General features: G+C 64.2%; 29 protein-coding genes and 1 pseudogene. 13 read left to right on the forward strand and 17 right to left on the reverse strand.

All coding sequences use genetic code 11. The features are described 5' to 3' along the window. Positions 1–10: 10 nt before the first annotated feature. Entirely contained in the window at positions 11–736 is a 726-nt protein-coding gene (locus tag EPL01_RS06900) for a ribosome assembly factor SBDS (protein ID WP_135824509.1), read from the forward strand. 536 nt (positions 737–1,272) lie between these two features. Here EPL01_RS06900 and EPL01_RS06905 read toward each other — a convergent pair. Beyond that, positions 1,273–1,593, reverse strand: coding sequence for an FUN14 domain-containing protein (locus EPL01_RS06905; protein WP_135824510.1), 321 nt, complete (start codon positions 1,591–1,593; stop codon positions 1,273–1,275). Positions 1,594–1,821: 228 nt separating this feature from the next. On the opposite strand from EPL01_RS06905, the gene EPL01_RS06910 reads away from it, so the two are divergent. The 3 genes from EPL01_RS06910 to EPL01_RS06920 all read left to right on the forward strand — a co-directional run bounded on the left by EPL01_RS06910 (position 1,822) and on the right by EPL01_RS06920 (position 4,293). After that, on the forward strand, positions 1,822–2,178 hold the full coding sequence (locus tag EPL01_RS06910) for a DUF2209 family protein (RefSeq protein ID WP_135824511.1): 357 nt from the start codon (positions 1,822–1,824) through the stop codon (positions 2,176–2,178). Then, positions 2,175–3,470 (forward strand): GTPase HflX, encoded by a 1,296-nt coding sequence (gene hflX, locus EPL01_RS06915; protein ID WP_135824512.1) that lies wholly within the window; start codon positions 2,175–2,177, stop codon positions 3,468–3,470. The genes EPL01_RS06910 and hflX overlap by 4 nt, the downstream gene beginning before the upstream one ends. Before the next feature lie 175 nt (positions 3,471–3,645). Continuing rightward, the gene (locus tag EPL01_RS06920; RefSeq protein WP_135824513.1) at positions 3,646–4,293 is read left to right on the forward strand and encodes a DUF7344 domain-containing protein; all 648 of its coding nucleotides are present in this window, start codon (positions 3,646–3,648) and stop codon (positions 4,291–4,293) included. Here the strand turns inward: EPL01_RS06920 and moaC are convergent, their stop codons facing one another. The 6 genes from moaC to EPL01_RS06950 form a co-directional block, all read right to left on the reverse strand. Then, the gene (moaC, locus tag EPL01_RS06925) at positions 4,294–4,797 is read right to left on the reverse strand and encodes a cyclic pyranopterin monophosphate synthase MoaC (protein ID WP_135824514.1); all 504 of its coding nucleotides are present in this window, start codon (positions 4,795–4,797) and stop codon (positions 4,294–4,296) included. Next, positions 4,784–6,232 carry an NAD(P)H-hydrate epimerase gene (locus EPL01_RS06930; protein ID WP_135824515.1) on the reverse strand — a complete coding sequence of 483 codons (1,449 nt, stop codon included), beginning with the start codon at positions 6,230–6,232 and terminating at the stop codon, positions 4,784–4,786. The genes moaC and EPL01_RS06930 overlap by 14 nt, the downstream gene beginning before the upstream one ends. Positions 6,233–6,774: 542 nt before the next feature. Next, complete coding sequence (locus tag EPL01_RS06935; RefSeq protein WP_135824516.1) at positions 6,775–7,161, reverse strand: hypothetical protein; 387 nt, start codon at positions 7,159–7,161, stop codon at positions 6,775–6,777. A gap of 216 nt (positions 7,162–7,377) precedes the next feature. Continuing rightward, a complete protein-coding gene (locus tag EPL01_RS06940) occupies positions 7,378–8,403 on the reverse strand; it encodes a hypothetical protein (protein WP_135824517.1) in 1,026 nt (341 codons plus the stop codon). 8 nt (positions 8,404–8,411) lie between these two features. Further along, entirely contained in the window at positions 8,412–8,705 is a 294-nt protein-coding gene (locus tag EPL01_RS06945; RefSeq protein WP_135824518.1) for an acylphosphatase, read from the reverse strand. A gap of 78 nt (positions 8,706–8,783) precedes the next feature. After that, complete coding sequence (locus tag EPL01_RS06950; RefSeq protein ID WP_135824519.1) at positions 8,784–9,704, reverse strand: DNA-3-methyladenine glycosylase family protein; 921 nt, start codon at positions 9,702–9,704, stop codon at positions 8,784–8,786. Positions 9,705–9,790: 86 nt separating this feature from the next. Between EPL01_RS06950 and EPL01_RS06955 the strand changes: the two genes are divergently transcribed. Continuing rightward, the gene (locus tag EPL01_RS06955) at positions 9,791–10,246 is read left to right on the forward strand and encodes a DUF555 domain-containing protein (RefSeq protein ID WP_135824520.1); all 456 of its coding nucleotides are present in this window, start codon (positions 9,791–9,793) and stop codon (positions 10,244–10,246) included. Positions 10,247–10,375: 129 nt separating this feature from the next. Here the strand turns inward: EPL01_RS06955 and EPL01_RS22720 are convergent. The 3 genes and pseudogenes from EPL01_RS22720 to EPL01_RS06970 form a co-directional block, all read right to left on the reverse strand. Then, positions 10,376–11,044 (reverse strand): annotated as a pseudogene (locus EPL01_RS22720) (RNA-guided endonuclease TnpB family protein); the annotation flags it as partial. Between the two features lie 26 nt (positions 11,045–11,070). Beyond that, complete coding sequence (tnpA, locus tag EPL01_RS06965; RefSeq protein ID WP_135824521.1) at positions 11,071–11,466, reverse strand: IS200/IS605 family transposase; 396 nt, start codon at positions 11,464–11,466, stop codon at positions 11,071–11,073. Positions 11,467–11,778: 312 nt separating this feature from the next. Next, entirely contained in the window at positions 11,779–12,018 is a 240-nt protein-coding gene (locus EPL01_RS06970; protein ID WP_135824522.1) for a UPF0058 family protein, read from the reverse strand. A gap of 251 nt (positions 12,019–12,269) precedes the next feature. Here EPL01_RS06970 and EPL01_RS06975 point away from each other — a divergent pair, with 251 nt between their 5' ends. After that, positions 12,270–12,677 (forward strand): translation initiation factor IF-2 subunit beta, encoded by a 408-nt coding sequence (locus EPL01_RS06975; RefSeq protein ID WP_135824523.1) that lies wholly within the window; start codon positions 12,270–12,272, stop codon positions 12,675–12,677. Here EPL01_RS06975 and EPL01_RS06980 read toward each other — a convergent pair whose 3' ends face one another. Then, a complete protein-coding gene (locus EPL01_RS06980; RefSeq protein ID WP_135824524.1) occupies positions 12,678–12,857 on the reverse strand; it encodes a DUF7836 family putative zinc-binding protein in 180 nt (59 codons plus the stop codon). Positions 12,858–12,994: 137 nt separating this feature from the next. Here EPL01_RS06980 and EPL01_RS06985 point away from each other — a divergent pair, with 137 nt between their 5' ends. Then, a complete protein-coding gene (locus tag EPL01_RS06985) occupies positions 12,995–13,741 on the forward strand; it encodes a hypothetical protein (protein ID WP_135824525.1) in 747 nt (248 codons plus the stop codon). A gap of 125 nt (positions 13,742–13,866) precedes the next feature. On the opposite strand, the gene EPL01_RS06990 is transcribed toward EPL01_RS06985, so the two are convergent. From EPL01_RS06990 to EPL01_RS07000, 4 genes are all read right to left on the reverse strand, one after another. Then, entirely contained in the window at positions 13,867–14,226 is a 360-nt protein-coding gene (locus EPL01_RS06990; protein ID WP_135824526.1) for a hypothetical protein, read from the reverse strand. A gap of 61 nt (positions 14,227–14,287) precedes the next feature. Continuing rightward, the gene (locus EPL01_RS06995; protein WP_135824527.1) at positions 14,288–14,572 is read right to left on the reverse strand and encodes a DUF357 domain-containing protein; all 285 of its coding nucleotides are present in this window, start codon (positions 14,570–14,572) and stop codon (positions 14,288–14,290) included. 54 nt (positions 14,573–14,626) lie between these two features. Beyond that, positions 14,627–14,752, reverse strand: a complete 126-nt coding sequence (locus EPL01_RS22395) for a hypothetical protein (RefSeq protein WP_281275340.1) — start codon at positions 14,750–14,752, stop codon at positions 14,627–14,629. Between the two features lie 3 nt (positions 14,753–14,755). Beyond that, positions 14,756–14,998 carry a hypothetical protein gene (locus EPL01_RS07000; protein WP_135824528.1) on the reverse strand — a complete coding sequence of 81 codons (243 nt, stop codon included), beginning with the start codon at positions 14,996–14,998 and terminating at the stop codon, positions 14,756–14,758. 440 nt (positions 14,999–15,438) lie between these two features. Here EPL01_RS07000 and trxB point away from each other — a divergent pair, with 440 nt between their 5' ends. Then, positions 15,439–16,491, forward strand: coding sequence for a thioredoxin-disulfide reductase (trxB, locus tag EPL01_RS07005; protein ID WP_135824529.1), 1,053 nt, complete (start codon positions 15,439–15,441; stop codon positions 16,489–16,491). 17 nt (positions 16,492–16,508) lie between these two features. On the opposite strand, the gene EPL01_RS07010 is transcribed toward trxB, so the two are convergent. Continuing rightward, positions 16,509–17,678, reverse strand: coding sequence for a DUF7282 domain-containing protein (locus EPL01_RS07010; protein ID WP_135824530.1), 1,170 nt, complete (start codon positions 17,676–17,678; stop codon positions 16,509–16,511). A gap of 397 nt (positions 17,679–18,075) precedes the next feature. On the opposite strand from EPL01_RS07010, the gene EPL01_RS22005 reads away from it, so the two are divergent. From EPL01_RS22005 to EPL01_RS22400, 4 genes are all read left to right on the forward strand, one after another. After that, entirely contained in the window at positions 18,076–18,624 is a 549-nt protein-coding gene (locus EPL01_RS22005) for a hypothetical protein (RefSeq protein ID WP_210424089.1), read from the forward strand. A gap of 79 nt (positions 18,625–18,703) precedes the next feature. After that, a complete protein-coding gene (locus EPL01_RS07020; RefSeq protein ID WP_135824531.1) occupies positions 18,704–19,390 on the forward strand; it encodes a hypothetical protein in 687 nt (228 codons plus the stop codon). Between the two features lie 85 nt (positions 19,391–19,475). Then, positions 19,476–19,775: a DUF7545 family protein gene (locus tag EPL01_RS07025; RefSeq protein WP_135824532.1), complete on the forward strand. Its 300-nt coding sequence runs from the start codon at positions 19,476–19,478 to the stop codon at positions 19,773–19,775. Positions 19,776–19,990: 215 nt separating this feature from the next. Next, positions 19,991–20,116 carry a hypothetical protein gene (locus EPL01_RS22400; protein ID WP_281275341.1) on the forward strand — a complete coding sequence of 42 codons (126 nt, stop codon included), beginning with the start codon at positions 19,991–19,993 and terminating at the stop codon, positions 20,114–20,116. Here EPL01_RS22400 and EPL01_RS07030 read toward each other — a convergent pair whose 3' ends face one another. After that, on the reverse strand, positions 20,117–20,779 hold the full coding sequence (locus tag EPL01_RS07030; protein WP_135824533.1) for a 2,5-diamino-6-(ribosylamino)-4(3H)-pyrimidinone 5'-phosphate reductase: 663 nt from the start codon (positions 20,777–20,779) through the stop codon (positions 20,117–20,119). A 70-nt stretch (positions 20,780–20,849) separates the two neighbouring features. Between EPL01_RS07030 and EPL01_RS07035 the strand changes: the two genes are divergently transcribed. Beyond that, positions 20,850–22,196: an arylsulfotransferase family protein gene (locus tag EPL01_RS07035; RefSeq protein ID WP_210424090.1), complete on the forward strand. Its 1,347-nt coding sequence runs from the start codon at positions 20,850–20,852 to the stop codon at positions 22,194–22,196. Positions 22,197–22,504: the final 308 nt, after the last annotated feature.

Here is a 22,504-nt window from a genome sequence, read left to right on the forward strand (position 1 = left end):
ACCGTACCCTATGATACCACTCGAAGAGGCGGTGACTGCCCGCCTCGAATCTCACGGTGAGCGGTTCGAGGTGCTGGTAGACCCCGACGCCGCGCTCGAAATCAAGCGCGGCGAGTTCGAGGGCGACTTAGAGGACGTCATCGCGGCCGAGGACGTGTTCGAGAACGCGAGTCGCGGCGACCGACCGGCCGAGAGCGCGCTGGAGGAGGTCTTCGAGACGACCGACCCCCTCGAAATCATCCCGCAGGTTATCAAGGACGGGGAGATTCAGATCACGGCCGAACAGCGCCGCGAGATGCAGGAGCAGAAGCACAAGCAACTGATAAACCGCATCACGCGCAACGCGGTCAACCCCCAGATGGACAACGCGCCCCATCCGCCCGAGCGCATCGAGTCCGCGCTGGAGGAGACCGACTTCCGCGTAGACCCGATGGAACCGGTCGAGACGCAGGTGGACGACGCGCTGGAGGCGCTCCGGCCGGTCATCCCAATCCGATTCGACGAGGTTACAGTCGCGGTGCAGGTGCCCGCCGACTACGCCGGGAGCGCGCAGGCCAAGATTCGCCAGTTCGGCGACCTCGAACGCGAGGAGTGGCAGAACGACGGCGGCTGGGTCGGCGTGCTGACTTTCCCGGCCGGGATGCAAAACGAGTTCTACGACCTCGTGAACGAACACACCAGCGGCGAAGCCGAGACGCGCATCATCAAGGACGAGGACGACATCAGCATGCGGTAGGCCAGCGACGCGCCCGGCGGTCGCCGGGCGTGGCGCGGTCGTTTTCCGGGCGCTCGGTGTGATTTTCAACAGGGCGCACCCGGTGGGACTTTCCACCGGAGCGCGCTCGACTGACCAACCGGCGAGGACGCGCTCGGCTGACCTACTGACAAGGACGCGCTCGACCGACCAACTTCCGGGCGGGATGAAGGGGCCGCGCGCTGGCGGGCCGCAGGCCCGTGGTCGTCTCAGCGACCTCTATCTGACGCAACTACGTCCGTCAGATATGTCGCTGAGCGACCGCCAGCGCGTGGGGGCTTCAAGAAACGTTTCCCACCTCCGTTTTACCGCTCGCGCTCGGAATCCCGCCGAGAAGCGCAAGCTACTCTAAAGTAACTATTTAATTATCTAAGAATTTCTTTTGATTGCGTAAGACAACTCTATAATTCCCTAACGACGCGCTCGGACACGACTCGCTGGTTCGAAAACCGATTCGGGAACGAAATACGCCGTCGAAAAAGCGGGGGAGTCGAGAAGCCGAACAGCCGATTCGCGGATTACCCCTTCCGGAAGCCGAGCAGGAAGCCGCCGGTGAATCCGGCTCCCACCGAGAGCGTCGAGAGGATGGTCGTGACCCACGACGGCGGGGCACCGCTCTGGGCGGTTTCGCCCACCTGCAGGACGCCCGCGGTCAGTCGATTCCAATCGACCGTCAGGATGCCCCGCGATTCGAGGAACTTGAAGAGGGCGAGTTCGAGTCCGACGATGACGGCGAGGAGTTTGGCGATTTTCTTCGCCGCGAACCCGATGACGCCGCCGACGACGGCCCCGGACCCGAACTCGAGTCCGAGTTGCTGGGGGTCGATGCCGAGTTGCATAGTGGTCAATGCCTCATTGACAGTTTAAACCCTTTGTGGTAACACAACTCCCGTCCGAAATCGACAACCGAGCAATCAGTCGGACTCCTCTCCGATTCTCCCCGCCTGCTTCACCCGACGCATGATTGAAAAGGGTTGGGGACGTACCCGGAGATATGCGTACCGCGGCACGGGCAACCGAGGTGAAGGCCCGGCGAGGCTAACGCCAGCGAGGCCAGCGTCGTCGGCGTGGACATCAGCGGCCGCCACGAGGAGTCCGGCGAGTATCTGATGGTCGCCGCGGCGGTCCACGCCAGCGTCGGCACGGCGCGACTCCGAAGCGTCGAGGGGCTGGGGTTCGCCACCAGCGACGACCCGCCGACGTTCGAGAACGCCGCCACCGTCATCGCCGACGCGGTCGCGGAACTGCCCGCGCCGCCCGAGGGACCTGTCGTCGCAGAACACGGCGAGTTCTACGAGGAGCCGGAGGTTCGCGTCGAGCAGTTCCTCGGCCCGAGTTTCAAGTACGTCGAGAGTATAGCCGAACGCGAAACCGTTCAGGCCGCACACCACGCCGCCTACGCCGCTCGAAAACTGTTCCTATGAAAGCGATAATCGTCAAGCGAGTCGATTCAGGCACGCCAGATACCGAAGAGATACGAGACCTCGCCCGCGCGGCGGGCTACGAGATAGCCGGGGAGTTCACCCAGTCCAGGAAAGAGGACCCCGGGCTACAGGTCGGCGAGGGGAAGGCCGCCGAAATCGGGGCCGCGGTCGCCGAGACTGGGGCCGAGGTCGTCATCTTCGACAACGAACTGGGGCCGTACCAGACGTACAACCTCGGCCAGAAGTTCCCCGAGGACACTAAGGTCATCGACCGGTTCCGGCTCATCCTCGAAATCTTCGGCCAGCGCGCCCAGACCCGGAAGGCTCAGTTGCAGGTCGAGTTGGCCGAGCTCCGGTACGAACTCCCGCGGGCCGAGGCCAAGACCAGCCTCGCCAAGCGCGACGAGCGGCCGGGGTTCATGGGGTTGGGCGAGTACGACGAGAGCCGCGAGCAGGACATCAAAGACCAGATTTCCCGCATCAAGGACGAACTCGACTCCATCGCCCGGACCGAGGCCGACCGCCGAGACCGGCGACGCGAGTCCGGCTTCGACCTCGTGGCGATGGCTGGCTACACCAACGCCGGGAAGTCCACGCTGATGCAGAGCCTCGCGGAAGACCTCGAACTCGGCGAGAACGAGGAGTTGCACCCCGACCTCGACACCACGGCGGAAGCCCAGGACCGCCTGTTCACGACGCTCGGAACCACGACCCGGAAGATGGACATGGAGCGACGGGACGTGCTTCTGACGGACACGGTCGGGTTCATCAGCGACCTGCCACACTGGCTGGTCGAGTCGTTCAAGTCCACCCTCGACGCGGTGTACTACGCAGACCTCGTCCTGCTGGTCGTGGACGTGAGCGAGCCGATAGAGGAGATACGCGAGAAGCTCATCACCAGCCACGACACTCTCTACGAGCGCAACGAGGCCCCCATCGTGACGGTCCTGAACAAAATCGACGCCGTCAGCGAGGACGAACTCGCCGAGAAGACCGAGGCCTTGTCGGCGCTCGCGCCGAATCCCATCGCGGTCTCGGGCGAGGAACAGCTCAACCTCGACGGTCTGCGCGAGCGCATCGACCGCGAACTGCCCGACTGGGAGCGCGAGAAGTTGGTCCTCCCGATGACCGAGGACACGATGAGCGTGGTGTCGTGGGTCCACGACCACGCTCGCGTCAACGACGTGACCTACGCCGACGACGAGGTGGTCGTGGACTTCGAGGCCCGGCCCGCCATCGTCCAGCAGTCCAGAGCCAAGGCCGGGGAGTTGGCGAGCGCGCCCTCGGCCTGATACGTTTTAGCTCGGCTAGCCAGCCGTAACTTCCGTTATTCGGCGCGAAATGTCCGTTATCGACTCCCATTCCACCGCCAGATTCGGGCGATTTTCGGGTTGTCTCGAACACCGCGCCGAGGGCAGTCAATAACAAAAAGCCCGCCGCCCTCAAAACGTGACGACGACCCACTCGATGGACCCCGAACGAAACCGCACGCCGACCGGCCCCGTTTCCGTTCGCTCTCGGGACCAGTTCGTCGCTGGCGTCGTGCTGGACCAGCGTCGGCGCTACGCGCTCTACTACCTGCACGAGTCGTCCGGTCCGGTCGGACTCGACGACCTCGCCGAGCAGGTGGCGGCGTGGGAACGCGAGACGACGCCCGACGAGGTCGCGAGAAACCACGTCGAGTCGGTTCGCTCGTCGCTCCGCCGGAGCCATCTCCCGTATCTGGCCGACCGCGGGCTCGTCACCTACGACGACCGGCGACACGTGGCGACGGGACACGTCGAGGACCCGGAGGTGGCGGTGTTTCTGGCCAACGACCCCCGGACGGAGGTGTCGTGGTACCGGGTGTACCTGACGCTGACGGCGGTGTCGGCCGTCCTCGTCGGACTGGTCTGGCTCGACGTGTCGCCGTTCGACCGCGTCGGTCCGGTCGTCGCGGCCGCGCTGGTCGTGGGACTGTTCGCGCTGGCGAGCATCGGCTACTGGTACGACGTGCGCCGGTGGCGACGGCGGAGCGAGGACACGCCGCCCGACTTTCTGGTCAGTCTGGAGAGAGACGTGGGGTTCGACCGGGGGGACGACGAGGAGGCAGAGGAGGACGAAAATCGGCGGTAGCTACAGTTCGGTCTTGACTTTCTCGACCACGCGAACGTTGCGAATCGCGGTGTCGGGGTACTGACCGTCGTCGTTCTTCTCCGCAGATTTCACCATGTCCCAGACCACGTTCAGTCCGGTGGTGACGCCTTCGAGGGCCTCCATCTCGCAGCCGGTCTTGCCGGTGGTCTCGACCGCGACTTCGAGCGCGACGTGGTCGTCGTGGAGTTCGAAGTCGGTCTCGACGTTCGTGATGGGAATCTGGTGGCACATCGGGATGGTCTCCCACGCGTGTTTGACGGCCTGTATCGCGCCGACCCGGGCGGTCGCCAGCACGTCGCCCTTGCTCACGTCGTTGGCCTCGATGGCGGCGACGGTCGAAGGTTGGAGGCGGATTTCGCCCGCCGCGACCGCCCGGCGGGCCGTGTCGGGTTTGTCGCCCACGTCCACCATCTGGACCTCGCCCTCCTCGTCGGTGTGGGTCAGGTCTGTGGTATCTCGTTCACTTTCATCATTCATCGTCATCACCCCAGATAGCGCGGGGGAGCGCATCCAGCAGGTCCGAGGCCAACAGGCCGCCGTGGCGCGCGTCCTCCTCGTCCACAAGTTCGGCCGCCCGACCGTTGGCGTAGGCCGCCATGCAGGCCGACTGGAAGGGGTCGTGGGCCGCGAGCAAGCCCGCCGTCGTGCCAGCGAGAGTGTCGCCCGTGCCGCCGACGGTCATGCCGGGGGTTCCGGCCCGCGAGATGCGAGTCCGGTCGCCGTCGGAAATCACGTCGTCTTTGGCTTTCGCCAGCACGACGTGGCCGAGGTCGTCGGCGAACGCCTCGACTTCGTCGGCGCGGTCGGCGAGCGCGTCGGCGCTCTCGATTTCCGGGCCGCCCATCTTTTCGAGTTCCTTGCGGTTGGGGGTACAGACCAACGTCGCGTTTGTATCGACCTCCGGAACCACGGGGAGGGCGTCGGCGTCCACGACCGCGCGGCCGGAGAACTCGGCGAGGAACTTCTCGGCGGCTTCGAGGGTCTCGTCGGCGTTGCCCAGCCCCGGCCCGAGGACCACCACGTCGTCGTAGCTCTCGGCGGTGTCCACGAGGTCGGGGACCTGCTCGGGTTCGAGGCGCTCGCCCTCGTAGGCCTGCACGATGAGGTCCTCGGCGTAGCCCTGAATCTGGGGCGCGACCGGGCCGGGCGCGGCGACGAACGAGAGGTTCGCTCCCGCCCGGAGCGCGGCCTGCGCGGCGAGAGCGGGAGCGCCGGTGTAGGGGCCGCCGCCGACGACGTAGGCGCGGGCGTCGTCTGCCTCTGGTCCTTTCCGTACCGGGAGCATGTCGCCCGGGCCGACGTAACGCTGGGCCGCTTCGGGGATGCCGATGTCGGCGACGGTGACCTCGGCGTCGAGGGCGTCGAGGCCGGGTTTCCGGTCGTGGAAGGTGACCACGCGGTCGGCTTGGACGGCGGTGCCCTCCGCGTCTCCGGTGTTGGCATCGACGCCGGAGGGGACGTCTACCGCAATCACGGTCGCGTCGTGCCGGTTGATTCGCTCGGCGGCGGTGGCCTCGGGTTCCCGGAGCGCCCCCGTCACGCCGGTTCCGAGCATAGCGTCCACGAGTACGTCGCAGTCGGGGAGAGAGAGGTCTCTGGAGTCGCCGACCTCCTCGGTGGCGTAGTCGGCCTGCCGGAGCGCGTCCCAGTTCTCGCGGGCGATATCGGTCGAGATGGTCTCGGCCCGCCCGAGCAGGTGGACCGACACGTCGTACTCGTCCAAGAATCGCGCCGCGACGAGGGCGTCGCCGCCGTTGTTGCCGCGCCCGGCGACGACTGCCACCCGCGCGCCGGGAGTTGCGACCGCCCGGACCTCGCGGGCGACAGCGTTGCCGGACGACTCCATCAACTGCTTCTGTGGCACGCCGAGGGCGGCCGCGTTCGCGTCCACCTGTGCCATTCGCTCCGAGGATATCATGCCCGGGGATTCGGCGGGGACGGCGTTAAGTCCTGTCGTGTGCGCCGTTCCGGATCCGGCTTTCGCGGAGTGGGACAACTCGCGGGACGCGCTGAGAACCGCGGTCCTCGGGATGCGCCGACTGTCTCAATCCACGGGATACGCCGCCTGTCTCAATCCACCGGATGCGCCGACTGTCTCAATCCACCGGATGCGCCGAGAACCTCAATCCACGGGACGCGCCGTAGCCGGGGGCGGCCGCATCTGCGGTGCTGGCACGGCCGCCCCCGGCCACAGCGGGGAGGCACGGGGCGCGGTGCTGTGGCGGTACGGCGGCGGTGCGGCGGCGTTTCCGAGCGTCGTGGAGTGGTTCGCTCCCGCCCCTACCGTCCTTCTCACGGCTCCCCGAAATTACTGCACGTGTAACGGATAGAATTGTAAAATTGTCTTAAGAACTGAAAAACACGTCTAAATAAATCAAATACGTTTCTCTATCGCCTTCATCGAATCCGCCTAGCCAGCACGGATAAGAGTCTCGCGGCCCCAACCTTTGGCGGGGGAAATTACTCATGTCCAACGACGACCACTACCGACAGGGAGGCCGCGACACGCGAAATCGACAGGGTGACCGCGACGCGCGAAGCCACGAGGAGCGCGGACGCGGTGACCAGCGACGGGGGCACCGAGGCGGTCGAGACCAGCGAGACGACCGAAGTCCGGAGCAAGTCGAGCGAGAGGTCAAAGAGCGAATGACGGGCGGGGAGGCTGTCGTCCCGACCGGCGCGCAGTCCGACCAGACCCGGCAGGCGAGCTTCCGCTTCGGCGGCGAGGGCCGACACGAGGGCGACCACGTCCCGCGGGAGCGCCAGACCGGCCAGTCCTCGCAGGGCCGACAGCCTTCGCAGGGTCAGCACTCCTCGCAGGGCCGACAGCCTTCGCAGGGTCAGCAACAGAGTTCACAGTCGCGGGGGCGACAGCAGGGTTCACAGTCGCAGGGCCAACAACAGAGTTCACAGCCGCAAGGCCGGTATCGGTCGCGCCAGACCACGCGCCGATACCAGCACCGGCAGTCGCCGCAGGGCCAACAGCAGGGTCGGCAGTCACAGCAGGGCCGTCAGTCACAGCACGGCCAGCAGTCCTCGCAGGGTCGTCAACAGAGCCAGCGGTCACCGCAAGGCCAGCAATCGCAACGGGGACAACAGCAGAGCCGCCAGTCTCCTCAGGGCCAGCGACAGGGCCGTCAGTCGTCGCAGAGCCGCCAACCCTCCCAGGGCCAGCAGTCCCGCGACCCGCAGTCCGCGGAGGGAAGCCGCCACAGCCTCCGATTCGGCGGTGAGCCTCGACACGAGTCGGGCCACGCCGAGCGACCCCACGGCGGCGAGCAGTTCTCGCAGGAGGAGCGCCAGTCGAGCCAGCAGGGTGGGCAGTCCGGCCAGCGAGGCGGGCAGCACTCCCAGTCCGGTCGAGGGCAGTCCCGGCAGGACTACGCCGCCGAACCGCCACAGCGACGGCCGTCGCCCCAGCAGTCTCACCAGACCTCGGGCCAGTCTCGACAGCAGACCGGGCGGCAAACGCGACAGCAGTCCGGCCGCCAGACCAGCCAGCAACAGTCCGGACAACAGGGCCGCCAACACCAGTCCGGCCAGCAGACCCACCAGTCCGGCCAGCGGACGACGCCGAAGCAACCGCACCAGCGACCGACCGGACAGGGGTCGTACTCCCAGCGACTCGAACAGTCGCGCCGGATGACCGGCCAGTCCGGACAGTCTCAGTCGAGGCAGTCCCAGTCCGGGCAGTCTCGGTCTGAGCAGTCCCAGTCCGGGCAGTCTCGGTCTGAGCAGTCCCGGTCCGGGCAGTCTCAGTTCGGGCGCTCCCAGTCCGACCAGTCCCACTCGGAGCAGGTCCGAACCGGTCCGTCCGGGACGCCCCAACAGCGCGACCAGCGCCAGCGGTCCCAGACCGGTCGATTCGAAGGTCGTCAGCGAGGAGACGCCAGCCGCCAGCAGGGTGGTGACATGGGAGACCAGCGCCACGGCGACCAGCGTCACGACGACCAGCGACGGTCCGAACGCGACCGCTCGGACCAGTTCCAGAGCGAAGGACGCCACCGCGCCGAGAGTCACCGCGACGACTGGTATTGAGGTCGTCGCGTCCGCGAAGTCGCTCTTTCCGAAAAATTGCTTCTTTCGCACTCGCCGCGCTACCGCCGAATCCGGAAGCCGTCTTCGCCCTCGGGAGTTCCGTACTCGACGTTCACGTCGTCCACGTCGGCGGCGGGGCTGCCGGTGTGACACCACTCGACCATCTCCTCGACCGTGGGCTCCGGTCCCTCGAAGACGGCCTCGACCCGGCCGTCCGAGAGGTTCTGGACCCACCCGTCTACTCCCTTCTCGCGGGCTGTGTCGCGGGTGTTCGCCCGGTAGTAGACGCCCTGCACTTTCCCGGAGACGAAGACGTGCGCTCGGGTTCGGTCGTCGGTGGAACTGTCGGACATGGTTCGGGTCGGTTGTTCGGCGTTCTCGCTTAAACTGGTTGGGTACTCGAACTGGTGGGATGCGTCGAAGAGAACTCTCTACCCCTGATTCCGGAGATAGTGAAACACGTAGGTCTGGGCGTAGCCAGCGTACTCGCCGCCGAACCGCTCCCGAATCGCCCGCGAGGTCTTGGCGTACGACCCCCTGTCGCAATCGGGGTAGTAGTCCGCGATGGCGGTCTGAATCCACGTGTCGAGCGGGACCGCCTCCAGATAGCCCAGCGAGAACAGCAGGACGCAGTCGGCCACCTTGTCGCCGACGCCGACGAACGCTTGGGCGGCCTCGCGGGCCGCCTCGTAGTCGAGTCCGAGGACGTCGTCGGCCGTGGCCTCGCCCGAGGCGACCAACTCCGCCGAGCGCCGGACGTAGGGCGCGCGGTAGCCCAACCCTAACGCACGCAGTTCCTCCTCGGTCGCGCTGGCGAGGCGGTCGGGGGTCGGATAGGCGTGATAGCGTTCCCCGTCGAACTCGACTTCCGCGCCGAACTCCCGGGCGAGGGCGGTCTGCATCCCGTGGATTCGCCCGACCCGCATCTGGGCCGAGCAGATGAACGAAATCAGACAGGGGAAGAAGGGGTCGTCCACGATTCGAAGCCCGCGGTAGGCGTCGGTCGCCGACGCGAGGAGTTCGTCGTCTGGCAGCTCGGCGAAGATGGCCGGGAGGTCGTCGTCGAGGCGCAGTCGCTCGGTGAGAAGCGGGTCGGCGTCGGTGGTGGCCTCCCACTCCAGCAGGCCGTCGCGCTGGCGGACGCGGACCACGTCGGGGTCTCCGCTGGCGCGTCCGCTTCCGGCGGACTCGCCGACGACGGTGTAGTACCACGCCGACCCGCCGTAGGGGTCGGCCTCCTCGTAGGCGCGGTCGTCGTCGCGCCGCCAGAGGAAGGTCTGGCCGCTTTCGAGCGTCGCCTGCAGGTCGAAACCTCCCGAGAGGTCGGCGACAGGTATCGAACCGGAGTGCATCGCGGAACCCTCCGGCCCCCGAAGGTGGAAAGCTTTCGTTTTAGGGCTAAACTTGATACTGTTGGCGCTACAACTTCTACGTGGCTATGAACTGCAGAGTTGTCGTGGAAGCCGCAGTCCCGGTCTACGACGTGGAGACCCCGGACGAGGCCGTTCGGATCGCCATCTCGAAGACCGGCGAGTTGCTCAACCCGGACCTCAACTACGTCGAAATCAACATGGGCGAGCGGTCCTGCCCCCATTGCGGGGAGGAACTCGACCCCGCCTTCATCGCCGCCGACGAGAGTCTCGTCGCGCTGGAGTTGGAGATGACGGTGTTCAACGTCGAGCGCGAGGAACACGCCTCGCGCATCGCCCGGAAGGAGATCGGCCAGCGTCTCGAAAACATCCCGCTGACCGTCCTCGAAGTCGAAGTCATCGAGGAGGAAGACGAGGAGGACGAGACCGAGGCCGAGGAAGACGTCGAGGTCGAGTCCGAGAGCGAGCGCGACCGCGACGAAGACGACGAGGTCCTTCCCGAGTTCGAGGACCTCATCGACTGACATCCGCTCAGGGCTGAAGCCGTGGGGTTCCCCACTGGGGGTTGAGCCTACGGAAACAGAGAGGTTCGCAGGTTCGTCGTCGCGTGGGACGAGGACCTGCGTTTCGGGCCGTGCCAGTCCGACCCCCGCCACGATGGCGCGGGAAATCTTGTGGAGGCGGTCGTCCACCTTCCGCGCTTCCGCGTCACCGATGCGCTCGACTACCTGCTTACCTTGCCGCGGTTTTGCCTTCCCGATAGACTTGCGGAGTTGCTTGTAGTGTTCGCGTATGCGACGCACTTCCTCACCGTAGAAGGTGGTTTTGCGGTCGGAGAGAAACGCTGTCGTGGCGACCCACCGTGCGCCCATGTCGATAGCCAGTACGTCGGCGTACTCGTCTTGAACGGTCACAGACCGCTTGACGACAAGATCGACGTACCAGTCACCGTCTCGGCGCACGAGTTCGCTGTCCCGAATATCACCTTCGCGGACGAGCTGGTCGTCTTTTCGGGGAATGTGGGCCGGACACCAAGTCGAGTTGCCTCGTCCGCGCTCGGGGTCGTAAACGGGGACTCTGACCCACCACGACGAGAGAACAGTATCCTCGTCGTAGGCTACGTCGAACACGTCGTTGCGAAGCACGACAGGTTGCTCGGTGTCGGGATTTTGGTCTTTTTGTCGCTGTACTTTCGACGCCTGTTGTTTGGTCGCAGAGTAGAGGTCGGCGTCTCCGCCGTGAACCTCGGTCTGGAACGCCTCATATTCACGGGCAAGCAGGTCGGCCTTCCTGTTGGTCAGCGAGTGGAGTTTGACCCGCACCGTGGTCGAGACGGTCCGTTACATGCCTACTCACCTGCTTGGGCGTCGATGTACTCTTCGATGACCTCGATGGACACGTTGCCCGCGCTTGAGACGAAGTACGAGCGCGTCCACAGCGAGGGCAAGCCGACGTCGAACTCGTCGCGGAGGTGGCGCGAGGAGTAGCCTTTGACCTGTTGCACGATTTTGTTTGGGGCGAGCGTGGAGTCGCCCGTGATGAACAGGTGTACGTGGTCGGAGCGAATCGCCAACTCCAGTCTCTCTAAGCCGAGTTCGGCGGCTTTCTCCTCGATGAGTGCTTCGAGACGGTCACGTACGTCGCCTTCGAGTACCGATTTGCGGTACTTCGGACACCAGATGAAGTGGTACTGGAGTTTGTGTATGTTGGTACGCTCCCGGTCGAACCCACGAGGTACCGTCAATATACACAAATTCCCACCTAAAGATGTTACGCAATTATCCACCCCCAACCGTGGCTATGAACGGGGACAGTTTCCTCGTTGTCGGCCGCATCCCACCCGTAAACGAGTGGGATGTCGCCTCGCTACCGCTGTAACCAGTGACTCTGCCAGTCCCGCGCCGGTGCCGCCAGTCGGCGGCACCGGCGCGGAAATCGTTTTCGAGCAGGAACTCTCGACTATCGCAGTTCTCGTCCCGGTCGCAGTTCTCGTCCGCAGAACAGTCGCGCCGCTAGCGAGTCGTCGCGGATTCGGGAGGAAGCGTCGTACCGCAGTTCAGTCGGCCTTGGCGGCGACTTTCTCGTCCGCCTCGGCTTCGCTCATTTCGGACGTGATTGCGTTTGCCATGGCGAAGACTGCTGCTTTGTGGTCTGTTTTCGACTTGTGAATAGAAGTTGGTCGTACGCCAAGGGAATCGTACTCGCTAAGGTCGACTTCGGTGCTGTTCTCCTCTTCGAAGTAGTTTCCGACCTCCGCCAGCAGGCCGTGAAGGTGGATGAGTTCCTGCTTCTTCATAAGCAAACGAGGCTAACAGTTGCAGGGTTATAGTATTATCTTGAGTCCCGTTAACACGGTGTACGCATTTCTCCCGATTACGGGGCCACAATAGTACGTAACGCCTACCACCGTGGTATTGTGAAACAGTTTCATGAAGTTGTGTTCGTTTCACACAGAAAGGCAACCTTACCGGTCGGCGCATCAGTCGATGGCTAACGACTCTGAGAGTCTGAAAGGTTTTTATCCGTATGCGCTCGTTACCCCCTCGTATGGAGAGTTACGACGACCACCTCGAACGGGCGATGGAGGAGTCGCCCGAGATTCAGGGTAGCGGCGACCGGTTCGACGTGCCCGAGGCCGACGTGCGCCAAGAGGGGAACGTCACCGTCTACGAGAACTTTCAGGACACCCTCGACCGACTCGGCCGCGAGGAGGACCACGTCCTGAAGTTCCTGCAAGACGAACTCGGCACGAGCGCCCACATCGACGAGAGCGGCCGCGCTCGGCTGACCGGGGAGTTCAGCCAGCGCCGCATCGAGGACGCCCTCGAGGAGTACACCGACGAGTACGTCCTCTGCTCGGAGTGCGGACTCCCCGACACGCGACTCGAACGAGAACAGGGTGCGGTGTTGCTACGGTGCGAGGCGTGCGGCGCACGCTCGGCGACCAGTAGCTGACTACTGGAACTGTTTCAGCGTCTCCAGGTCGCGCTCGGTCCGCGCGAACTCGGCGGTCCGGCGCGTGGCGTGACAGTTCGGGCAGTTGAACTGCTCGTCGTGGGACGGCAAGTCGTCGGGGGACTCCTCCCAGTCCTTGCCACACTCCGGACAAACCAGCCGCACGTAGGTTTCGTTCATGTACAAAGAACCATGCGCGTGGCTGATAGAAAAAACTTGTCGCGGTATTCCAACTCGTGGGGCGGTAGCCGTCGAACCACCGACCCGCCAGCACGTCTAAGGCCGTTCTCGCGCAACCCTCGTTGGGGGTTGAGAGTATGGCTAATCGACACCGAAGCGACCGACGGAACGACGACCAGAATCGAAGCGGACGCCACGAGAGCCACGACCGAGACCAGTCTCGGCGCGAAAGCGGCGGGCGAGGAGACGAAGGGAGCGGCCACCCGGCGGACGAGCGCCACTCGAACCAGTACGGAGACGCCGCCGACCGCGACCGACAGCGTCGCACCGGACACCGGAACCAAAGCGACGAGGCACCGCGCAGTCACCACGAGAAAAACGAGATAGAGGCGAAACACGACTTCACCGGTCACGGCCACGCGAACCGGTGGGGGAGCAATCGGACGACAGCAGTCCACGAGTCGGACCAATCCGGACGCGAGGGGCGTCAGAACCGGCCTGAGCGGTCCGGACGCGGAGGGCAGGAAAATAGACCGGAGCAGTCCGGACGCGGAGGCCAGCAAAACAGGTCGGACCAATCCGGACGCGGAGGCCGCCAGCGTCGCAAGCGAAGCGGACAGGAGAGCCACGACACCGGTTCGTCGCGCACCGGGAGCCAGCGCGGAAGCCACCGCGAGCAGGGGATTTCCGGACGGATGACCGGTCAGCGCGGCGAGTCCTCGCACCACTCCGACCCGCGCGACTCGACTTTCCGCGAGGAGGGCGGCGAGCGCGAACACCGCCACGGCGGCGAACACGGCACCAGCGAGCGCGACCACCGCTACGGGAGTCGCCGGGGGCACGGGACCGAACGCCGAAAAGACGAGCGCCACTCCTCGGAGTGAAATCTAGTTCAAGCAACTTCTTTAAGTTGTAAAGAAATGAAAATCTTTCTTTAGGAATTGTTCTAAGTTCTTTCGCGTGCCGGGAACCCGCGCCGCCGCCGACCGCGATTAGACGAGTTCGCCTTTCAGACGAGTTTGCCTTCCCGGGCGAAGAGGTAGCTGATGAGAAGGAGGAAGGCAGTACTCAGCGCGCCGGTCACGAGGCCAATCGTCCGATACTGCATTCCGCTGAGGAGCCAGATGAAGCCGAGGACGAGGGTGTACACGACGCCGAGGACGTAGAGGACCGGCCGCCAGTACTGCGTCATGAAGAACGCCACGCCGAGGAGGAACCCGGCACCGATCACGACGAACGGCGACTGGTCGGTCGTGACGCCGAGGTAGATGTGGATGGCCGCGAGGACGACGCCGAGCGCGACCGCGACCCAGTCCAGCCGACTATCCATCTCGAGACGCACCACGCCCGACAACGAACGTTCTTCCATGGCAATCCGTTAGGGGGGCTGGCGTGTTATAAACTTCCACGAGGCTCGACCCGTTCGAGACTCAGACGGTGAACAGGTGTCCCTCGCGGGGCACGTCGAACAGTCCGACGCGAGCGCCAGCGTCGAGCCACGCGTGACCGTAGGAAAAGGAGGCCAGCGCGTTCACGAGGTCGTCCTCCTCGCGGAAGTGACGGCCGTCTTCGAGGTACGAACTCGCCATCTCCAGACACTCGGCCGCGGCCTCACCCATCGGGGTGTCCTCCGGCGGCGCGATTTCGGCGGCGTCGAGGGCCTCAGCGAGCAGGCCCTCGTATCGGTCGGTCTTCTCTTCGAGGTCGGCGGCCATACCGCGTATGGAACTGAGAGGGAAGTAAAAACTTCGACCTGAAGTGAAAGACGGTTACTCCTTTTCCGAGTCGTCTTCGGCCTCGGAACTGCTCGGTTCGCCGAACGTAGTCGCACCCGGTTCACCGAGGTCCTCGGGGCGGATTGTCGGTTCTTCGTCAGTCGATGTACTCTCGCTCATGGTTTAAATGTCGGGATAAATAGTTAAAAGCATTCCGACGAGAAGCATGGCGATTCCGCCGAGAAACGCGATTAGCGAGTACTCTATCCATCGCTCTTTTGCGTCTCGTTTTTCGACACCTTTGTCGATCCATTTCGGATACCCGAGCGTGAGAACCCAGTTCAGGTACTCGTCTTCACGGAGGTTGTATTTCGTCAGTTTATCGAAGGCGTCCGTACTCACGCCTCCATCGACAGTCTGTATCATGTAGCTGAACAATGCGAACAGTATCGAACCGATGAACAACAGCACAGCGCCGATAGAGGGGATACTGACGTACGATTGCAGGTCTTGAAGATTCGAGGCGACTGCAATCAGGATAGTCAGAACAAGGCCATTGAGGCGGATGAGTCGGAAAGCCTTGTCCGACAGGTCCGAGAACGTTTCTAGCGTTTGCTCTAAGACGAGTTGCGCGTCGGAATGAGCGCGTTCAAGCGCGTCTGAATCGGGGTCACGGCACTCGGCGATTTGTTCTAATTCCTGCCTTCGGCTACTTTCCTCGTCGTCTGTCCCACTCGATATTATTATTACTAACGACTATTTAGTCGCGGAATAAAAATGTGGATGAATGTTCTCCGAGATTTCAGAAACCGGAAAGCCGAGGAGACAACACAAGCTAAATACGCGCCCCATCGTAATATTGCAGTATGAGCGAACAACCTCGCGTCGAGCATCGGAAACTCATCATCTCCGGGAGCGGAATCGCGGGGCTGACCGCGGCCATCTACGCTGCGCGGTCGAACAACGACCCCCTGGTACTCGAGGGCGACGAACCCGGCGGGCAACTGACGCTGACGACCGACGTGGAGAACTACCCCGGATTCCCCGAGGGAATCAGCGGCCCGGACCTCATCAACAACATGAAAGAGCAGGCCACGCGGTTCGGGGCCGAGGTCAAAAACGGCATCATCGAGGAGGTAGACGACTCCTCGCGGCCCTACCGCGTGGAACTCGCCAACGGCGACGTCTACACCGCCGACGCGTTCATCGCGGCCTCGGGTGCCAGCGCCCGGACCCTCGGCATCCCCGGCGAGGACGACCTGATGGGCTACGGCGTCTCGACGTGTGCGACCTGTGACGGCGCGTTCTTCCGCGGCGAGGAGATGCTCGTCGTCGGCGGCGGCGACGCCGCGATGGAGGAGGCCAACTTCCTCACCAAGTTCGCCTCGAAAGTCTACCTCGTCCACCGCCGCGAGGAGTTCCGCGCCGAGGACTACTGGATAGACCGCGTGCAGGAGAAAGTCGAGGAGGGCGAAATCGAACTCGTCAAGAACGCCGAGGTCACCGAAATCCACGGCTCGGTCGAGGAGGGAGTCGATACCGTGGACCTCGTCCGTCACCCCGAGGGCTATCCGACCGACAAGTTGGACGACCCCGAGACCGAGGAGTTCGAGATGGACGTGGGCGCTGTCTTCCTCGCCATCGGCCACACGCCAAACACCGACTACCTCGAAGACACCGCGGTCGAGATGGACGACGCGGGCTACATCCAGACCGAGGGCGGCAAGGGCGGCGGCCAGACGAAGACGGGCGTGCCCGGTATCTTCGGCGCGGGCGACGTGGTGGACTACCACTACCAGCAGGCCGTGACCGCCGCGGGCATGGGCTGTAAGGCCGCGCTCGACGCCGACGACTACCTCGAAACCGCCGAAATCGAGGCCGAGGAGGGCGCGACCGAGGCCGCGGCGGGCGACGACTAAGCCGAGGACTCGGTCGTCTAAGTCACCGTTTCTGTCGTCGTCTCCGCCGTTTCGTTAGTCGTCTCGTCAGTGACTTCGATCACGGCGATGCCGTTGACCGCCTCCCGTGAATCGACCTTCGTGTACGGTCCGTCGGCAGTCCGGTTCGACGCGACGAAGTCGAACTGCTGGTTATCGTTCGAGTCCCGGTAGACGACCGCGACTAGTCGCTGGGACTGATTCAGCGATTGGTTGAGTTCGACTGTGACGTTCTCGCTCAGTCCGGGCGCGAGGTATCCGGACTGACCGAGTATACTCCCGACCACGTTCCCTTCGATGATACTCTCGTCGTGGACGACGACGAAACCACCTTCGGGGACGGTCACCGACTGCACGGTGACGGCCTCTCCGGTCGAGTCCTGACGCTCGAACGTGAGGCTCGCAGTGGGCGCTTCCGCCACGGTCGTCGTCGCGGGTTCCGTAACCGCAGTCGTCGTTTCGGTTGCGGTGGTCGTAGTGGTTGCAGGTGCGGCAGTAGTGGTTTCGGTTGCAGGTGCAGCAGTAGTGGTTTCGGTTGCAGGTGCAGCAGTCGTAGTTGCGGTAGTCGTCGTGGTCGCTGCAGTCGTTTCCGTCGCCACGGTAGTGGCTTCGGTCGTCGCTGTCGTCTCCGTCGGCGTTTCCGCCGTAGTGGTCCCCGCAGTCGTGGTTCCCGGGGTCGTGGTTTCTGTCGCCTCGGTCGTCGCGTTCGCCTCGGTCAGCGTCACGTTGGCAGTAACTGCCGTGTCTTCGGCGAACACGCCGTGCGTGAACGTTCCCGCGGGGAACCCGGTCGTGTCGTCCGTCGTGACGTTGAACTGTATCGTCTGGGTCGCGTTCTCGGCGACCTCGACCAACTCGGCACCGATGACGTTTCCGGCGATTCGATAGCTGACCTCGCCCGCGAACGACTCGTCGCCCCTATTGACGATGTTCGCCGAGACGGTGTAGTTCGTCCCGATGCGGACTCGCTCCGGTGCTGTCAGGTTCTCGACCGAGACGCCAGTCGCTTGGGCGGTCGTCGTCCCCGCAGTCGTCGCTGTCGTCTCCTGAACTCGGGCGGTTCCGTCTGAGACTATCGCTCCGCTCGTGACTGCGCCCGCCCCGACGACTAAGAGCGCCGTAACGAAAACGGCGGTTACCGCTCGGCGGGGGTCGTCTCTCGGAGTCATTGTGCTCTCACCCGGATGCTCTCGCGCATGGTAGAGAGTCACTCCGTATCGACGAATAGATGCTCTCGACCGTTCACGGGGTTATTTTCCTCTTAGGATTACTCGGGCGAGAGTAACGGATTTTCTCAGTCGGAAAGCAGACCGAGAACCGGTGAAATCCATATTGTCGAGCGTCTAACTGTTCGTGTCCTCGTCGAAATTCAGGCTGTCGCTCGGGCATCGGACGTTTCTTTCTCTAATTCACAAATAAGAATATAGAATGCGTAATACTACCCCGGATAGAAATTTAATACATCACACTTCTCATCAAGAATTCGTTACGTCGAGAACGGTCGTCCTTCTTTATGGAGGAGTCAGTCCCACGTTTGCAATGCCCCGGTTGGGGGGCAGAGAAACTATGACACGAGAGAACTCCGCAGAAGAGACCGACGATACGCGGCGGTCGTTCATGAAGAAGGGCGTATTGGCGTCGAGTGCGGTCGCGCTCGGCCTCGCCGGTAGCGGGAGCGTTATCGGGCAGGAGAACGCAGCGAACCCGAACACCGCCTTGGTGTTCGTGAACGACTACAAGCCCGGCGTCAGCTTCAGTCCGGTGAGTCGTCTCCAGCAGCCGACGGTCGAGCAAATCCTCGGGTACGTGGACCCGGCGAACCCGAACGATCCTGACGCGTCGCCCGGTGCCGTCGTGGACCCGGACGACTGGAACGGCTACATGATTCACTACGAGGACTGCGGCCCGGGCAACTACGACGTCATCTTCCTGCGGGAGGGACTGCTCGAATCCGGACAGACCTACTCGTTCACTACCGACGCTGTCTTCTTCAGCAACAGACTCGGACTGCTCGAGGCGAGTATCCAGTCGGGGGGTGGCGGCGGCAACGGCGGTGGCGACGGCGGTGGTGGCAACGGCGGCGGTGACGGCAACGGCGGTGGCGACGGCGGGTGATGCTCGACCGCCGCGTCACGGTCCACCGAGGCTCGCATAGCCTAACCGAACTCAGCGCGCGAGCGCCACGGGGGACATAATGCAAGAGAACGCACAGGAACCGAACACTGCCTTGGTATTCGTGGACAGCTACAAACCCGGAATCGGGTTCCGGCCGATAAGCCGCGTTCAACAGCCGACGGTCAACCAGATTCTCGGCTACATCGACCCGGCCAATCCGGACCCGGCGGACGGTGCGGTCGTGGACCCGGCCGACTGGAACGGCTACATCGTCCGCTACCAGAACTGCGGCCCGGGCAACTACGAACTCGTCTTCCTGCGGGAGGGGCTGCTCGAAACCGGTCAGACCTACTCGTTCACTACCAACGCCGTGTTCTTCAACAACGAACTCGGCCTGCTCGAATCCGAGATACAACGAGGAGCAGGCCCGGCAGGGCAAGGAGCGGCCGAGGAGACGACCGGAGACGAGACGCAAGAAGCAGAGCAAGAGGGGGCCGAAGAGACGGCCACGACTACCGAGGAGACCACTACGACCGCCGAGGAACCGGCCACGACAACCGAGGGGACTCCCACGACCACCGAGGAACCGACGACTACGACCACTGGGGAGACGGCTACGACCACCGAGGAGACGACCACGCTGTCGGACCAGACGACTACGGTCACGCGGGAGACGACGCCGCCGACCGAAACGACGACGACGCCGAACCAGACGACGACCCAAGAAGTCCTCGTGAACGCCACCGAGACGGGAGACGGTGGCTGAGAACTCTCCTCGACTTCGGGCCGCTCGGCTCGCTTCCCGGACCGGTATCCGCACTTCTTTACGTCCGCCCGCGGAAGGAAGGACCATGGCCGACAACGAAGTCGAGACCGTGACGTACACCATCGAATCGCCCGACGGTGACACCGAAGAGCTGACGCTGCCGACAGGCATCGTCGACGCGCTCCGCGAGGACGAGGGCGAGACCGACACCTCCGTCCTCGGCGACCTGACGATGCTCTCGTTCGCACAGCAGGCCCACGCCCTCGTCCACCACGCTCACGGGGAACCCGACGAGGAGACTCTCGCGCAGGAGGAGAAGACGATGGAACTGTTCGAGGAGCGATTCGGCCAGACGTTCGGCGAGATGACCGGTCACTCCCACTAACTGTCGCTCGAATAGGATTTTTCAGCAAAAGTATATTTTCGACGAGCACTTTCAAGTACGGTTCCAACCGCACCACGAGTTACGGAACCCGTCTCCGATTTCTGTTCCACCGGGGCTTAAAAAGCATTGACTATAGCAGGCAACAATAACTCCCCAGCGGGATGCGAACGACGGTACGAACGACCGAAATGTCCGCCGATGAGAACAAAGTCCGGGTGCGTTGTCGTGACTGCTCGTTCGAGAAACTCGTCAGCGCCGAGGACGCGAAACCCGCCGAGGTTCTCATCGAACACGGCGAGCGGACCGGCCACACCCTGACCATCGACCACGTCGAGGAGTAGTCAGACCACCGCGTACCGGAGCAGGACGCCGTCGTCGATTCGCTCCACGTCGTCCAGTTCCAACTCGGGGAACTCCGCGACGAAGCCCTCGCCGTCGGCCAGCGTGGGGGCGTCCCGGCCGCCGATGACCTTCGAACCGACGAACACCCGGAGTTCGTCCACGAGTCCGCCCTCGAACAGCGAGAAGATGAGTTCGCCGCCGCCCTCGACCATCAGTTGCTCTATCCCTTCCCGGTCGAGCGCCGAGAGCGCCGCGTCCAACTCGACTCGCTCGTCGCCCGCGGTGATGAGTCGCGCGCCGGTCTGGGTCAACGCCTCGATTCGCTGGTTCGGCGCGGACTCCGAGACCAGCAGGTAGGTCGTCGCCGCGTCGTCCACAATTCGGGCGTCGGTGGGCGTGCGGGCCTTCGAGTCGGCGACGACCCGGACGGGGTGGGCCGACTCCTCGCGGTTCCGGCGGGCCGACTGGCGGTCGGGGTCGTCCAACGTCAGGTGCGGGTCGTCGGCGAGTACCGTGCCGACCCCGACCATGACGGCGTCGCTCCCGGCCCGAAGGGCGTCCACCCGGTCGAAATCCTTCGGGCCGCTGATGGCTATCTGCTCGCGCCGCCGCGAGGAGAGTTTGCCGTCGGCACTCATCGCCGCGTTGACGACCACGCGCATACCTCCGATAGCGCCCGGCCGGGAAAACCGCTTTCGGTCGATTTATGTCGCACACGATGGACGTTAGGGTGTGCGCCGCCACCGGGTTATCTTCGCCGTCGTCGTCGTCCTCTGTGCCAGCACGCTCGGATACAGTTACTTCTCCTCGCCCGCCGACGCCGCGGTCACGACCTACGAGCGACAGGCCGGACTCGCGGGCGACCAGCGGGCCTCGGTCGTCCCGCCCCGCGAGAACGTGACCGTCGTCGCCGGGCACGGCATGAAGGGCGAGTCGGCCGCGCTGGTCGCGTTCGGCCCCGAGGGAGAGGTTCTCTACCACAACGACACCTTCCACGGCTACTTCGACGTAGACCCCGTGAAGGGGACTCGGACGACCGTCGAGTACGTCGCCGAGCGCAACTACGACGGCGACGACTGCAACGGCAAGTGTACCGTCTCGGCAGTCGAGCGCGTCAACCTCACGACCGGGGAGATTACCCGCGTCTACTCCCGCGTCATCCCGGCCGACCGAGGAGCAAACTGGCACGACGTGGACCGACTCGGCGAGAACCGCCTCCTCGTCGGGGCAATCAACACCGACGAGGCCTACATCGTCAACACGACCACCGGGATGACGACGTGGGAGTGGTCCACCAAGCAGGCCTACCCCATCTCGGGCGGCGGCCCCTACCCCGAGGACTGGGCGCATCTCAACGACGTGGAGCGACTCCACGACGGCCGAATCATGCTGAGCCTCCGGAACCAGGACTCGGTGGTCTTCGTGGACAAGCAGACCGGCGTCCAAGAGAACTGGACGCTCGGGAGCGAGAACGACTACAGCGTCCTCTACGAACAGCACAACCCGGACTACATCAACGAGTCGAACGGCGGTCCCGCGGTCATCGTCGCCGACTCGCTCAACGACCGCATCGTGGAGTACCAGCGCGAGGGCGGAGCGAACGGCACGGACGGTCGGTGGGTCCAATCGTGGGTCTGGTCCGACGAGGAGATGCAGTGGCCCCGCGACGCCGACCGCCTGCCCAACGGGAACACCCTGATTTCGGACACCAACAGCCACCGCGTGCTGGAGGTCAACGAGTCGGGCGAGGTCGTCTGGAGCATCGACTTCTACGCGCCCTACGAGGCCGAGCGCCTCGGCACGGGCGACGAGAGTACGGGCGGCCCGAGCGCCGCGAAGGCCGACCTCCAATCCCGCGGAGTCGAGCGGGCCGACCACTCGCAGGAGACCACCTCGGTCGCCGGGTTCACGCCCCGGAAGGTCACCAACAGCATCGCGTTCGTCCTCCCGCTCTGGATGAGCTTCGCCGACGCGCTGGTCGCGCTGGTGCTGGTTCTGACCCTGCTCGCGTGGGCCGTCATCGAGTATCGTGACTCCTCGGTCTCGGTCGCGTTCCAGTGGCCGATTCGGCTTCGATAGCTCCTCGATTGATCCCTGCAATCTCTCCTCCACATCCCTCTGACGCACCCTTCCGCCGCGAATCGGTCACCAACCGATTCGCGGCGAGCGCGCTCGGTGGAACAAACCACGGTCGAACGCTCAATTGACCAGCCGACAGGTCGCGCCTGATTGACCAACCGCCGTGGGTGGATGAAGGGGCCGCCCGGTCGCGGTCACGCGAACGAAGTGAGTGTGACCTTGGAAGACGCGGTTTGTCTTCCAGCGTTTACCGTGGTCGTCTGAGCAGGCCACTATTCGGCGTGCGGGCTGTGCGGAGAGCGCGCCGA

This window comes from Halorussus ruber (genome assembly GCF_004765785.1).
In the GTDB taxonomy this organism is placed as follows: Archaea; Halobacteriota; Halobacteria; order Halobacteriales; family Haladaptataceae; genus Halorussus; species Halorussus ruber.